This is a genomic window from Streptomyces sp. NPDC030296 (assembly GCF_055572815.1).
In genome coordinates this window covers 81,969-94,116 of the sequence record NZ_JBVICQ010000009.1, presented here as the reverse complement: position 1 = coordinate 94,116, position 12,148 = coordinate 81,969, and the positions used below count along the sequence as shown (strand labels likewise).

General features: G+C 71.7%; 12 protein-coding genes. 3 read left to right on the top strand and 9 right to left on the bottom strand.

Annotated elements, in window-relative coordinates; all coding sequences use genetic code 11:
* The first annotated feature begins 3 nt into the window (after nt 1-3).
* Complete coding sequence (locus ACZ4Z3_RS25635; RefSeq protein WP_468503198.1) at nt 4-246, top strand: hypothetical protein; 243 nt, start codon at nt 4-6, stop codon at nt 244-246.
* A gap of 79 nt (nt 247-325) precedes the next feature.
* Here the strand turns inward: ACZ4Z3_RS25635 and ACZ4Z3_RS25630 are convergent, their stop codons facing one another.
* The 4 genes from ACZ4Z3_RS25630 to ACZ4Z3_RS25615 all read right to left on the bottom strand — a co-directional run bounded on the left by ACZ4Z3_RS25630 (nt 326) and on the right by ACZ4Z3_RS25615 (nt 6,070).
* Nucleotides 326-1,573, bottom strand: coding sequence for an MFS transporter (locus ACZ4Z3_RS25630; RefSeq protein WP_468503197.1), 1,248 nt, complete (start codon nt 1,571-1,573; stop codon nt 326-328).
* A 53-nt stretch (nt 1,574-1,626) separates the two neighbouring features.
* Nucleotides 1,627-2,784 (bottom strand): ArsR/SmtB family transcription factor, encoded by a 1,158-nt coding sequence (locus tag ACZ4Z3_RS25625; RefSeq protein ID WP_468503196.1) that lies wholly within the window; start codon nt 2,782-2,784, stop codon nt 1,627-1,629.
* 128 nt (nt 2,785-2,912) lie between these two features.
* Nucleotides 2,913-4,346 carry a glycoside hydrolase family 43 protein gene (locus ACZ4Z3_RS25620; RefSeq protein WP_468503195.1) on the bottom strand — a complete coding sequence of 478 codons (1,434 nt, stop codon included), beginning with the start codon at nt 4,344-4,346 and terminating at the stop codon, nt 2,913-2,915.
* A gap of 338 nt (nt 4,347-4,684) precedes the next feature.
* Nucleotides 4,685-6,070, bottom strand: a complete 1,386-nt coding sequence (locus ACZ4Z3_RS25615) for a pyridoxal phosphate-dependent decarboxylase family protein (protein WP_468503194.1) — start codon at nt 6,068-6,070, stop codon at nt 4,685-4,687.
* Between the two features lie 126 nt (nt 6,071-6,196).
* Here ACZ4Z3_RS25615 and ACZ4Z3_RS25610 point away from each other — a divergent pair, with 126 nt between their 5' ends.
* Nucleotides 6,197-6,667, top strand: a complete 471-nt coding sequence (locus tag ACZ4Z3_RS25610; RefSeq protein WP_055512289.1) for an Lrp/AsnC family transcriptional regulator — start codon at nt 6,197-6,199, stop codon at nt 6,665-6,667.
* A gap of 130 nt (nt 6,668-6,797) precedes the next feature.
* Here the strand turns inward: ACZ4Z3_RS25610 and ACZ4Z3_RS25605 are convergent, their stop codons facing one another.
* From ACZ4Z3_RS25605 to ACZ4Z3_RS25595, 3 genes are all read right to left on the bottom strand, one after another.
* Nucleotides 6,798-8,312: a glycoside hydrolase family 43 protein gene (locus tag ACZ4Z3_RS25605; protein WP_468503193.1), complete on the bottom strand. Its 1,515-nt coding sequence runs from the start codon at nt 8,310-8,312 to the stop codon at nt 6,798-6,800.
* A gap of 363 nt (nt 8,313-8,675) precedes the next feature.
* Nucleotides 8,676-9,131, bottom strand: coding sequence for a DUF4383 domain-containing protein (locus tag ACZ4Z3_RS25600; RefSeq protein WP_468503192.1), 456 nt, complete (start codon nt 9,129-9,131; stop codon nt 8,676-8,678).
* A gap of 132 nt (nt 9,132-9,263) precedes the next feature.
* Nucleotides 9,264-9,704 (bottom strand): hypothetical protein, encoded by a 441-nt coding sequence (locus ACZ4Z3_RS25595; protein ID WP_468503191.1) that lies wholly within the window; start codon nt 9,702-9,704, stop codon nt 9,264-9,266.
* 84 nt (nt 9,705-9,788) lie between these two features.
* Here ACZ4Z3_RS25595 and ACZ4Z3_RS25590 point away from each other — a divergent pair, with 84 nt between their 5' ends.
* Entirely contained in the window at nt 9,789-10,253 is a 465-nt protein-coding gene (locus tag ACZ4Z3_RS25590) for a cyclic nucleotide-binding domain-containing protein (RefSeq protein ID WP_468503190.1), read from the top strand.
* Nucleotides 10,254-10,279: 26 nt separating this feature from the next.
* Here ACZ4Z3_RS25590 and ACZ4Z3_RS25585 read toward each other — a convergent pair whose 3' ends face one another.
* Together ACZ4Z3_RS25585 and ACZ4Z3_RS25580 are read right to left on the bottom strand one after the other, a co-directional pair.
* On the bottom strand, nt 10,280-11,293 hold the full coding sequence (locus ACZ4Z3_RS25585) for a 2-hydroxyacid dehydrogenase (RefSeq protein WP_468503189.1): 1,014 nt from the start codon (nt 11,291-11,293) through the stop codon (nt 10,280-10,282).
* Between the two features lie 328 nt (nt 11,294-11,621).
* Nucleotides 11,622-12,146: a flavodoxin domain-containing protein gene (locus ACZ4Z3_RS25580; RefSeq protein WP_468503188.1), complete on the bottom strand. Its 525-nt coding sequence runs from the start codon at nt 12,144-12,146 to the stop codon at nt 11,622-11,624.
* Nucleotides 12,147-12,148 lie beyond the last annotated feature (2 nt).

The following is a 12,148-nucleotide window of genomic DNA, read 5'->3' as shown; positions in this document are numbered from 1 at the left end:
CGCGTGCTGCTCCTGCCCTCCGCGGGGGACCCCATGAAGGTCGAACTGGTTCAACAGGCCGCCGACGCGCTGTTCGCCGTCCCGGACACCGTCCACGAGGAGATCGTCGCGCTCATCGAGGCGGTGGCCGAGGAACCGAGGATCCAGGTCAGGGAGCTGGCCGCGGTGTTCGGTGACTGGTGCTGGCTCGTCTACACGGTCCACGGCGACGTGATCGAGGTGCTGGACGTCGGCTGCGCCCGCTGACGCCGACCAGGGTCGTGAGGCCGGAGGGGCACCCGTCGCGTTTCGTCGCGTGGCGCGCGACGCCGGTGCTCGCGCCGGCTCACCTGACTGTCTCCGCGGCGACCCCGGACTGCTCGTCCGTACCCGGAACGGTGCCGGCCGTGTCGGGCCGGTCCGCGCCGACCCGCCTCAGGACGAGTGCGGCCGCCGTGGCCAGGACGACGAGGGCGGCGCCCGAGAGGACGAAGGCGTGGGCCGCTCCGACGAGGGTGATGGCGGTGGAGGCCACGAAGGGCGAGACCGTCAGGGCACCGGCGATACCGGCTTCCCACAGGCCGAGCGCCTTCGCGAGATGGCGGTCGGGGACACGCCGCTGCACCAGCGCGATCAGCGGGATGTCGGTCAGGGCCGAGGCCAGCCCCGTCGCGGCCAGGAGGAGGGCCGCCACGGCCGTGGAGGTGACGGTTCCCAGCGGGGCGCGGAAGATCCCGAGCACGGCCCAGGCCAGCACCGCCGCCAGGGCCGCCCGGCGGATCGGCAGCCGGGCCAGCAGCAGGGCACCGGCCACCTCGGCCACACCGGCGACGCCCAGCAGCAGCCCGTACTGGCCGCCCTGTCCCACGACGGTCACCAGACCCACCGTCAGGAAGCCGTTGGCCAGGGCCAGTGCGAGCACGAAGGTCACGATGACGACCAGGACGTCGGGGGCGGCGCGCACGGCCCGCAACCCCGCCGCGAGATCGGACCACAGGCCCGTCCGATCGCCGGCCGGTGCGGGGCGCCGGACGCGGAGGCCGGCGAGGGCGGCCGCCGACGCCAGGAACGTCATGCCGTTGACCACCAGCGCCCACTGGAGCGAGGCGTGGTCGAGCAGCGGTGCGAGCATCAGCGGGCCGACGAAGAAGGCCGCCCTGAAGGCCACTTGGAGGAGGCCGTTGGCCTGCTGGAGGCGTTCGGTGGGCACGATCTGCGGGACGATGGCGTTGCGGGCGGGGGCGAACGGGGCACCGAGCAGGGCCAGCAGTGCCGTGGTCGCCACCAGGACGGGCAGGTTCAGCAGCCCGAGGTACAGCAGGACCGCGCCCGCAGCGACCACCACGACCCGGGCCAGATCGGTGGCGATCATCAGCTTCCGGCGGTCATGGCGGTCGGCGTACGAGGCGACGACGAAGGTGGCGAGGAACGCGGGCGCGAAGGCGGAGACGCCCACGAGGGCCACGGCGGCCGGGTCCTTCGTCAGGGTCCAGGCCAGCCAGGCGGTCGAGGCGGTGTACAGGCCGTCGCCGAAACGCGATACGCCCTGGCCGACGAAGAGAAGCAGGAAGTCGCGGTCTCTCAGCAGTGACATGGCGCCCACTGTCGGCCCGCCGCCGGACAGTGATCCACTTATTAGGCAAATGGCTAATCACTCCGGGCCGGTCGGGCGGGCCGGTCGGGCCGGTGGTCGTCCGGGCCGTCGTCGTGGCGCAGGAAGCTCTCCAGGCCGGGCGTGAGGCCCGCCACCTGACCGGGCACGAGCCGGTACAGGACGTAGTAGCCCTCGCGTCGGCGCTCCAGCAGGCCGGCGTCCGCCATCACCCGCAGATGCTTCGACAGCGCGGCCTCGCTCACGCCCACGAGCGGCGCCAACTCCTGGGTACTGCGGGGGCGTTCGGCGATGAGCCGCAGGGCGCGCAGGCGGGTGTCGTCGGCGAGGGCCCGCAGGATCCCGACGAGCCGGGCCGGCGGGATCCGCGGGCGGGCCTCCCTGGCGATGGAGGAGACGGGGAAGACCAGGCCGAGGGGCCACGGACCGTCGCAGTTCACCCGGACGTGCGGCCAGACGTAGGTGCTCGGGGCGAGCAGGAGTGTGTCGTCCGCGCCGATGACGACCTCGTGGTCGTGGGGGCGCTCCAGCCAGAACCGCTCGGCCCGGTGGTCGCTGCGCACCTCAGGCCACAGGCCGCGGAGCATCCCGTACAGGCCGCTCCGCGCGATCTGCTGTCCCGCCTCGCTGACGCCGGCGGCCAGATCGGGCTCGACGCGGACCCATTCCTCCTCGAACGCCTCGCGCCAGTAGCGCTCCAGCATGTCCAGGAACCGCTCCAGCAGGGCGCGGGGGTCGTCCAGGAGCATCGCGGCCATCGCGGGGTCGCTGTCCCGCAGGGCCAGGGCGCGCAGCCGTTCGCGGACGTCCGGGCGGTGCAGCAGCCCCGGGTCCCTGCCCCCGCCGTCGTCGTCCGGCCAGGGGGTGAGCAGGGGGACGGCGAACTCCAGGCGGATCAGGTCCGGGTCCGCCGTGCGCAGGGCCGCCAACTCCGCCCGGAAGTCCGGCAGTCCGCCGGTGGGACGGGGGAAGAGGAACTCGGGGAAGTACGAGCGCACCGCGTACGCGAACGCCTCGATCTCCCTCTTCAGCGCGGGTGACAGTCTCCGCATCCCGCGCACCCAGCCGTGCTGGACGGGGTGGTGTTTCGGCTCCACCAGCACATGGAGACTGAGGACGGCTTCCATCGCCGGCGAATAGGCGAAGCCCACCCGCTCGGCCCCGTCGGCGGGCACCCGGAACACGATCGTCATGACCCGTCATCCTCGTCGTGCGGCCCCGCCCGTCAACCGGGACACGCGCCGGTGGCGTGGGCGTGCGCCCTCCCGTCCGGCGGAGCACCGGTCGGGAGGGCGCGGGGTGCCACGGTCGGGCCGGTGGGTCAGCTCGTCACCCGGAAGGTGGCGTCACCGCGTCCCGTCGCGTTGGTGATGGGATCGAGGCGGAGTTGGTAGGCGTAGTGGCGGATGTAGCGGTCGGGGTGGTTGTACGACTGGAACGAGGACCAGCCCGCGTCGGCGAGGCCGGCGACCCGGCGGAAGGTGGCGTCGGCGGCGAACTGGGCGGTGCCGTCGTTGTACACGAGCTGGAAGTCGTAGTTGGAGTGGCGCAGGAAGTAGCCGGGGAAGTTCACCGACTCGAAGGAGACGGTGCCGGAACCGGTCAGGCCGGGCCTGAGCCGGAACCGGGAGTCGTCGGCGGGGCTGACGTTCGGGTCGATCCGCACGTCGAAATCGGCGTGCCGCACGTACCGGTCCTGGAAGTTGAACGACTGGAGCCGGTTGGCCGGGGTGTTCGCGTACCGGGTGAGGACCCGGCTCTCCTCGGCGGCCGTCAAGGTCAGGATCGAGCCGTGGCGCTTCTTCGTGCCGCCCAGGTTGTAGCTTCCCGACGCCGGCAGCCGGTACGTGGAGGTGCTGGTCGGGTCGGTCGTGAAGACGGGCAGGTAGCCGCGGCCGGAGGCGTACTGGTCGAGGTAGAGCGTCCACTCGTTGCGGTCACGGAACTTCATCCACATCGGACCCTCGACCTGGGCACCGGTCAGGCCGATCCCGGACAGGTTGCCGATGGTGGTCCACGTCCCGAGGATCGAGTTGCTGCCCTCGAGCGTGATCTGGCCGTCGCCGGAGGCCCGGACGTAGCGGTACGCGCCGACGCCCGCCGGCATCTCGACGATCTGCGTGTCGATGATCTCCTGGGTGCCGGGGCGCTCGATGTACGTCTGCGGAGTGGTGATGGAGCGGAAGTCGCTGGTGCGGGCGTAGTAGATGCGGTGCTTCGTCGCGCCGTTGAGGGGCTTGTTCGTCGCCCAGTACAGGACGTAGTCGTTGGTGGCCGGGTTCCAGATCGCCTCCGGTGCCCAGGCGTTGCGTCCGTCGGGGATCGCGCCGGCGACGTTCAGCAGCCACGGCTGCGACCAGGTGACCAGGTCCGTGGACTCCCACACGACGAGGTTGCGGCTGCCGTCGTTGATGGCCTGACTCCAGGTCTGGCCGCAGTCGATGCACAGGTCGGTGGCGATGATCCAGTACTTGCTCCCGTCGGGGGAGCGCACCAGAGCGGGGTCGCGCACACCGCGGGTGCCCACCGTCGAACGCAGCGTCATCCCGCCGCCGTTGAGGTCGTTCCAGTGCAGGCCGTCGGTGCTGTGCGAGAAGTAGATCTGTTGCCCGGTCGCCCCCTCCCCGATGAAGTGCGTCATCAGATAGCCCGGGTCGGCCGCGGCCGCCCGGTCCTGTGCCGTCAACACCTGGCCGGTGAAGAGGAGGGCGACAGCGACCAGCATCGCCGCCAGCCGGGAGAGAACAGCGGACATGTACATCTCCTGTCTCGTTCTGCGGGCACCACCCTGTAGACCCGACGAACCCCGCCCCGACCGTTCGACTTCTCGAACAGCGTTCGTGAGACCGGCCAGACGTTAAGGGCGGGGCCAACGAGGCGTCAACACTTCTCACATGACGCGTCTTCACGACGAAGCCCCGGCCCCCTCTCAGGGGGCCGGGGCGACGCGGGTCAGGCGAATCCCGCGGGCTCCCCCGCCGGGTACACCCCCGAGGGCCACTACGGCCACACCGAGCACCGCGGCGAGGGGCACCGCTCCGGCCCCGGCATGGGGACCGCCGCGGCCGCGGGGGCGCCCGGCCACCCCCAGCCTCACCCCCTCGGCTCGCCCCGACCGAGCGTGCGGAGGGTTTCGATGACCTCCTCCGCGTCGGTCTCCGGGTTCACGAAGGCCAGGCGGAGGGCCGTCGCGCCGTTCCACTGGGTCGGCACGCACAGCATCGCGCCCGTTTCGGCGGTGCGGGCGGACCAGGCCGCGTAGTCGCGCGGGCCCCAGCCCGGACGGTCGAAGAGGAGCACGGACAGCTCGGGTTCGACCAGCAGACGGAGCCCGTCGTCGGCGCGGATGGCGTCGGCCACGAGGCGGCTGGTGGTCAGGGTCTGCTCCACGGCTCGCTCATACCGCTCGGTCCCGTGGACGGCGAGGCTGAACCAGAACGGCAGTCCGCGGGCCCGGCGGCTGAGGTGGAGCGCCAGGTCCGTCGGATTGTGGACCTCGCGGTCGATGGCGTCGAGATAGCTCGCCGTCTGACTGTGCGCGGCGCGGGCCGGCGTGGGGTCCCGGTACAGCAGCGCGCAGCAGTCGTAGGGGGCGAACAGCCACTTGTGCGGATCGACGATGAAGCTGTCGGCGCGTTCGATGCCGGCGTAGCGGTGCCGCACGCTGGGTGCCGCGAGGCCCGCACCGCCATAGGCGCCGTCGACGTGCAGCCAGACCTCGTGGCGTGCGCAGACGTCGGCGATGTCGTCGAGGTCGTCGATCAGTCCGGCGTTGGTGGTGCCGGCGGTCGCCACCACGGCGAACACCCCGGACGTGGAGGTGAGCACGGCTTTCACGGCGTCTTTGGTGAGGTGCCCCCGCCGGTCCACCGGTGCGGTGACGACGGCGACGTCCATCGCCTGGGCCGCGGACCTGATCGAGGAGTGGGCGCTGTCGGCGCACACGATCTTCCAGCCGCCCGCGGGGCGCGGCCTTGACGTGGCCGCGGCGGCGCGGGCGGTGATGAGCGCGGAGAGGTTGCCCATGGTTCCGCCGCTGACGAAGCATCCCGCCGCGGTGCTCGGCCATCCGAGCAGTCCGGTGAGCCAGGCCAGCGCCTCGTTCTCGGCGTGGATGGCGCCGGCTCCCGACTCCCAGGTGCCCGCGAAGATGTTCGCCGCGCCGGTGACCGCGTCGAAGGCGAGCGCGGCACGGGTGGGGGCCGCGGGGATGTAGGCGAGGTTCGTCGGCGCGTTCTGGGAGCGTGTGGCGGGCAACAGGACCTGATCGAACAGTTTGACGGCTGCCGCGACACCGATCCCCTCGCGGGTGACGGCCGTACCGGCCGCGAGGGCGAGGTCGACGGCGGGGCGGGCGCCCGACACCGGGTCCGGGGCCTCCGTGATGCGCCGCCACGCGTAGTCGATGGCGGCGTCGACGATCTCGGCCTCGTCGCCCCACACACGGTGGTCGGCACGGGACCCCTTCTTTGCTGACATGCTGTCGCATTGCGCTTTTTGCATGGCGTGAAGGTAGGGACGGCCATCGGAATGCGCAATATGTGTCGTAAAGGTTGAGCAGAATGCTTAACGACAGCCGGTGCGCGCCCTGTCATACTGAGCACCATGCGACATGTCGACGACCTCGACGCCCGGATCCTCCTGGCGCTCGACACGGATCCTCGGGCCACGACGGTCGCCCTCGCGGACCGGCTGGGCCTCGCCCGCAACACCGTGCAGGCACGCCTGAAGCGGCTGGAGGAGAGCGGTCTTCTCAGGGAGCACAGTCGGCGCGTGGCACCGGCGGCCCTCGGGTATCCGTTGACGGCCCTCATCACGATGTCGATCAGCCAGCGCGTGGGGCAGCCGACGCAGGAGGCGATCCTGCGGATCCCCGAGGTGGTCGAGCTGCTCGTCACCACCGGCGACGGCGATCTGCTGGCCCGCGTCGTCGCGCGGGACACCACCGACCTGCACCGGATCACGAACCTGCTGCTGGAAGCACCCGGAGTGGTCCGGTCGAACACCACGATCGTGCTGCAGGAGGTACAGCCGTTCAGCGTCCGGTCGCTGCTGCGACGGCACGCCGGGGACTGACGCGGCACCGGCGCGCGCGACGGAGCGGATGCGCGGCGCGGCGGTGCCCGCCGACGTGAGACGGGAGCGTCGTCCGCGGCGGTTGGCGGTGGGGGCGGTCTCCTGGCCGCTCCCACCGGGGTGCGCGCCGTCAGTCGTCGAGCGGCTCGTAGTCGAACCAGTCGAAGTGCGCGGAGTCTGTCGAGGCGTACATTCCCAGGACCCGGCCGGTGAAGCCGCCGGCGACCTCGGTGGACAGGTAGCGGCCGTCCAGCGAGGCGAGTGCGGTGAAGGTGCCGTCGGGTTCCTCGAATCCGAGGGTGACGGTGTCGGGGCCGGCGAGCGGACCGCGCGCGGTCCGCTCGACCCCCGTCTCGGCGCGGAGGACCACGGGCTCCGCCGACGCGGGGCGGGAGGCGACGATCGTGCTCAACGGGCCGACGCGGGCCCGGACCCGCACCTCGCCGGAGGAGACCTCGACGCTGTAGTGGTGCTGCTCGTCGAGGCGAACGGCGAGGCCGCCGTGCCCGTCCGCGGCGTCGAGCAAGGTGCGCACCCGGCAGGCCATGTGCTGCTGCCGTCGTCCCACGAACGTCACATCGGGCTCGTCGAGCGATCCGCCGCGGGCGCGAAGGGTCAGCCACCCAGGCCGTTCCTTCGTGGTGCAGTCCTCCGGGGAGCGGTGCCGCAGGGAGATCCAGTGCGGGGCGAGTTCGCTCGTGTCGAAGTCGTCCCGGACCTCGGGTGCGGTGGCAGGGGGCAGGAGCGGCCAGGCGGGTGCGGGCATGGTGAGGGAGACCTCGCCGACGACGGGCCAGCCGTCGACCCACTCGACGGGCGCGAGGTAGGTCTCGCGGCCGAGGACGTGCCAGCCGGGGGTGCCGCCGCCGGGGCGTACGCCGAGGAGGACCATCCACCAGGAGCCGTCGGGGCCTTGGACGAGGTCGGCGTGGCCGGTGTTCTGGATGGGGTGGTCGGTGCCCCGGTGGGTGAGGATCGGGTTGTCGGGGCAGGGCTCGAACGGGCCGGTGGGGCTGGGGCCGCGGGCGATGGACACGCCGTGGCAGCGTTCGGTGCCGCCCTCGGCGATGAGCAGGTACCAGTGGTCACCGATGTGGTAGAGGTGCGGTGCTTCGGGGGCCTTGGCGCCGGGTGTGCCGGACCACAGACGGTGGGAGGCGCCGAGGGTCTCCCCCGTGTGGGGGTCGATGCGGATCTGCCCGACGCCCGCGGTGGTGCACCAGCAGGTGCCGTCGTCGTCCCAGGCGAGGTCGGGGTCGATGCCGTGGACGCCGGGCAGTCGTACCGGCTCGGACCAGGGGCCGGCCGGGTCGGTGGTCGTGAACAGCAGATTGCCGTCGCCGCTGACGTTCGTGACGATCAGCCAGAAGCGGCCGTCGTGGTGGCGGAGGGTGGGTGCGTAGATCCCGCCCGAGGCGGGTGTCTCCTTGGGGAGGCGCAACTGGCTGGGCCGGTCGAGGGCGTTGCCGATCTGGGTCCAGTGGACCAGGTCCCGGCTGTGGAAGAGGGGGACGCCGGGGAAGTACTCGAAGCTGGAGCAGGCGAGGTAGTAGTCGCCGCCCACGCGGCAGATGGACGGGTCGGGGTGGAAGCCGGGGATCACCGGGTTTCTGAAGGTGTTGCCGGTATCAGGCAGGTTGGACACCCTGGTCGAGTCCTTTCACCGACGGCCGGTGCCGCGCGGGGTGCCGTACCCGGCGGCGGTGTCGAAAGTTTTCGCTACATCCTCTGGATACTTTCCGAAAGAGGCTAGCCAGGGGTCGTCGGTGGGGTCAATGGACCCTCGTGTACCACGGAAGCGCAAGAAACCTTTCTCGTCAGACCTGTTGGAGTCGATCGAGATCCAACCGCCCGTCACAGCTGGACCCCTGCCGCGGCTTCATGTTGCTTTCTCCACCGCTCATCGCGAAAGTTGCTCTGACGGCCTGAGCGTACCGACGCGATGCCGGGGCGACATGCTCGCGACCATGGAGGCGACGTACGGTGACCGGTTCACCCGCCCTCGGCGTCACCTGCGGGCGCGGTGGGTGGTGTGGCCGCGGGTGAGAAGCGCGCCCAGCGCGATCATGCCGATGCCGAGGACGAAGTGCAGCCAGTCGTCGGCCGTGTTCAGGGGGACGAAGTTGGCGTCGCTGTGGTGGTCGACGATCAGGCCGTACACCCACAGCACCAGATAGATGGCGCCTCCGACGAGCAGGAAACTGCGGGCGCCCGGCGCGGTGCGGGACAGGAGAAGTCCCGCCGCGCCGAACGCCAGATGAACGAGATTGTGCAAGATGGAGATCTGGAAGACGCCCAGCAGCTCGGCGCCGGATTCGTGGGAGGCGAACTCCATCGCGTCGTAGTCCGTGGTGACGCCCGGTATGAATCCGAGGATCCCGACCAGCAGGAACACCGCTCCGACCAGCAGCGCCGCCTGCTGGACCGGGGTACGGGATCGTGTCGCGCGTGTGTGCGTGGTCATGGCGGTGGCCTTCTTCTCGGGGCGCGTCACGGTGAGCGCCTGTGCGCGCCGAGTACCCCCGGCGCCCCGGCTGACGCCGGACAAAACCGGCTGATCCGGGCACACCCTCTGGCCGCCGACCTCGGGCGGGCGTCAGCCCAGCGGGGCCGGGCGGTCGTGGATGTTGTCCGGTGTGACGCCCTCGGTGATCGCGCGGGCGACCAGCGAGGAGGGTTCCTGGCCCTCATGGGTGATGCCGAGGCCGTACCGGGTGCCGGGGAAGCCGGTCGGCAGGAACGTGAGCCGCTCGCGCTGGGTCGCCGCGCGAGGAGCTTCCCGGTGGCGACGATCTCCGCCCAGCGGCGCGGGTCGTGCAGGTCCGAGATCATCGCGCCGCCGGTCCAGGCCCCACTGGGGTTCCAGGCCGTCGTCCACGACCTCACCGGTGAGGACGTTGTCCGTGCAGTGGTCTCCGGCGCCGCGCGGCTCGACCGAACCGTCCGGGCGCGTTGCGGAGAGTCCACTCGTTCGGCGCCACGGATCCTCCTCGGGGTACCGAAGGGCTCTCCCGGTGTGCCCGGTGGTCCCGGCCATGGGGCCGGGTGACCCATGGTCCGGTGCGGGGCGCGGGACGACGCTGGAGGTGACAGGGTCCGTACGCCCGTTTCGGAGGTCGTCATGAACGCTCCCCCCACACCCGGCATGCTGCGGGCGTTGCCCGCCGAGCACCGGCAGCGGCTCATGCGGTTCGCGCGCGAGGTGTCGTTCCCCCAGGGCGCCCGGATCTTCGACGAAGGGGGCACCGCCGACCGGTTCTGGATCATCCGGACCGGCACGGTCGCCCTCGACATGCGGGTGCCCGGCCGCCGCCCGGCCGTCATCGAGACCCTGGGACACCACGAGCTCCTCGGCTGGTCCTGGTTGTTCACGCCGCACGTCTGGCACCTGGGGGCCGAGGCCACCAGCCCGGTGCGCGCCCACGAGTTCGACGCCACCGCGATCCGTCTGATGTGCCGGGAGGACCCCGCGCTCGGGTTCGCCGTCGCCCAATGGGTCGGCTGCATCCTCGCCCACCGTCTGCACTCGGCCCGCACCCGGCTGCTGGACCTGTACGCGCCCTACGGCAGCGGCAGCCTCCGGTGACAGCCGGCACCCTGACCGGCCCGCTGTCACGTCGTCGCGGGGCCGACCAGGGTGTTGGCGCCGGTGCGGCCGGCGAAGTAGTCCTCGACGTTGGCGATCGTCGTGGCGGCGATCTGCTCGACGGCTTCCCGGGTGAAGTACGCCTGGTGCGAGGTGACCAGCACGTTGTTGAAGGTCATCAGCCGGGCGAGGCGCTCGTCGGTCATCACCTCCAGCGACTTGTCGAGGAAGAAGAGTCCGGCTTCCTCCTCGTACACGTCGAGGCCGACCCCCCTCAGCCGTCCCGCGCGCAGGGTGTCCAGCAGGGCGTCCGTGTCGATCAGACCGCCCCGGCTGGAGTTGACCAGGAGCGCGTCGTCCTTCATCAGGGCGAGGGCGGCCGCGTCGACCAGGTGGTGGGTGCTCTCCATGAGCGGCACATGCAGGCTCACCAGGTCCGCCTCGGCGAACAGCTCCTCCCGTGAGACGTACCGCATGCCGAGCGCCAGGCAGTCGGGGTTCTCGGCGGCGTCCCAGCCCAGCAGCCGCATGCCGAAGCCGTGGGCGATCCGGGCGAACGCGGTGCCGATCTTGCCGGTGCCGACGACGCCCGCGGTCCGGCCGTGCAGATCGCGGCCCATCAGCCCGGCCAGCCGGAAGTCGAACTCGCGGGTGCGATGGGCGGCCCGGACGATGCGCCGGTCGACGGCCAGGGCCAGCGCCCACGCGAACTCGGCCACCGCGTACGGGGAGTAGTACGAGACACGCGCCACCGTCAGGCCCAGTTCCCCGGCCGCCGTCAGATCGATGTTGTTGTAGCCGGTGGCACGCTGGGCGATCATCCGGGTGCCGCCCGCGGCCAGGGTGCGCAGCACTCCCGCGTCCAGGGTGTCGTTGACGCCGCAGAGGACGACGTCGTGGCCGTCGGCGGTCGGGGCGGTGTCCTGGTCCAGGAACAGCGACAGGCAGCGCAGCCGGTGCCGGTCGGCGAACGCCCGGTCGAAGGCCGCCCGCAGCAGGGGTTCCTCGTCCGACTGGACGCCGTACGCGACGATCTCCACGTGTTTTCCTCCCATGAGGCGAGTGATCACTCCCACCGTAGGTCGCGACGGACGTCGCGACGGGCTCGACGGCTTCGGGCGTCCGGACGGCCGCCGCCCTGTGCGCCGGTGAGGGCGGCGGCCGTGGCGCGAGTCCTCCTGCTCTCCCCTGTCAGGAGGGCTCGCTGGGCACCTCGCGGCCGCTGGGACACACGGGTGCGTGCCCGCCGTGCCCGCCGGCGAGCAGCCGCGAGGTGTGGCTGGCGGCCCGCCGTCCGCCCGGTCGGGCCGGCGGAGGGCCGATGCTGGGCCGATGGTGGCCCGGTCCCGGTGGAGAGCCCATGGGCGCTCACGGGGCGGCGCGGCTCCCGCCCTGCGCGACTCCCGAGAGTTCCGCCGCCCGGTCTGCGGCCCATGCCCGGATCGCGGGGAAGTCTCGGAAGTCGCCGCCCTTCCCGGACCGGAGGATCATGCCGGCGACCCACCCCTTGGCCCCTTCCTCGAGGCAGCCGCCGAAGGTGACGTGCCCGTTGGCGTCGAGGCGGAGCATGGCCTTCCGCACGCCGGGGACGGGCGGGATGTCCCGTTCCGAGGCGGAGGGGTCGAGGGGGCCGCTGCTGAACAGCCACAGGGGGCGTTCGGCGAGGGCCTGACGGTGTCGGCGCAGGAAGCGCCGGGCGTCCTTGTGCCAGCGTCCCGCGTAGAGCGCGCCGCCGACAACGACGGCGTCGTACGGCGCGAGGCTCGCCACGGACGGGGCCGGGAGTGCCTCGGCGGTGAGTCCCGCCTCGTTGAGGGTGTCCGCGACGGTCTCGGCGATCCTCGCGGTGGATCCGTTGGTCGTTCCATAGGCGACCAGCACGTGGGTGGACATGT

Bases quoted from the DNA above. Each gene is read 5' to 3' on its own strand.
- ACZ4Z3_RS25630 (WP_468503197.1), bottom strand. From the start codon at position 1,573: ATGTCACTGCTGAGAGACCGCGACTTCCTGCTTCTCTTCGTCGGCCAG.
- ACZ4Z3_RS25625 (WP_468503196.1), bottom strand. From the start codon at position 2,784: ATGACGATCGTGTTCCGGGTGCCCGCCGACGGGGCCGAGCGGGTGGGC.
- ACZ4Z3_RS25620 (WP_468503195.1), bottom strand. From the start codon at position 4,346: ATGTCCGCTGTTCTCTCCCGGCTGGCGGCGATGCTGGTCGCTGTCGCC.
- ACZ4Z3_RS25615 (WP_468503194.1), bottom strand. From the start codon at position 6,070: ATGTCAGCAAAGAAGGGGTCCCGTGCCGACCACCGTGTGTGGGGCGAC.
- ACZ4Z3_RS25610 (WP_055512289.1), top strand. From the start codon at position 6,197: ATGCGACATGTCGACGACCTCGACGCCCGGATCCTCCTGGCGCTCGAC.
- ACZ4Z3_RS25600 (WP_468503192.1), bottom strand. From the start codon at position 9,131: ATGACCACGCACACACGCGCGACACGATCCCGTACCCCGGTCCAGCAG.
- ACZ4Z3_RS25595 (WP_468503191.1), bottom strand. From the start codon at position 9,704: ATGGCCGGGACCACCGGGCACACCGGGAGAGCCCTTCGGTACCCCGAG.
- ACZ4Z3_RS25590 (WP_468503190.1), top strand. From the start codon at position 9,789: ATGAACGCTCCCCCCACACCCGGCATGCTGCGGGCGTTGCCCGCCGAG.
- ACZ4Z3_RS25580 (WP_468503188.1), bottom strand. From the start codon at position 12,146: ATGTCCACCCACGTGCTGGTCGCCTATGGAACGACCAACGGATCCACC.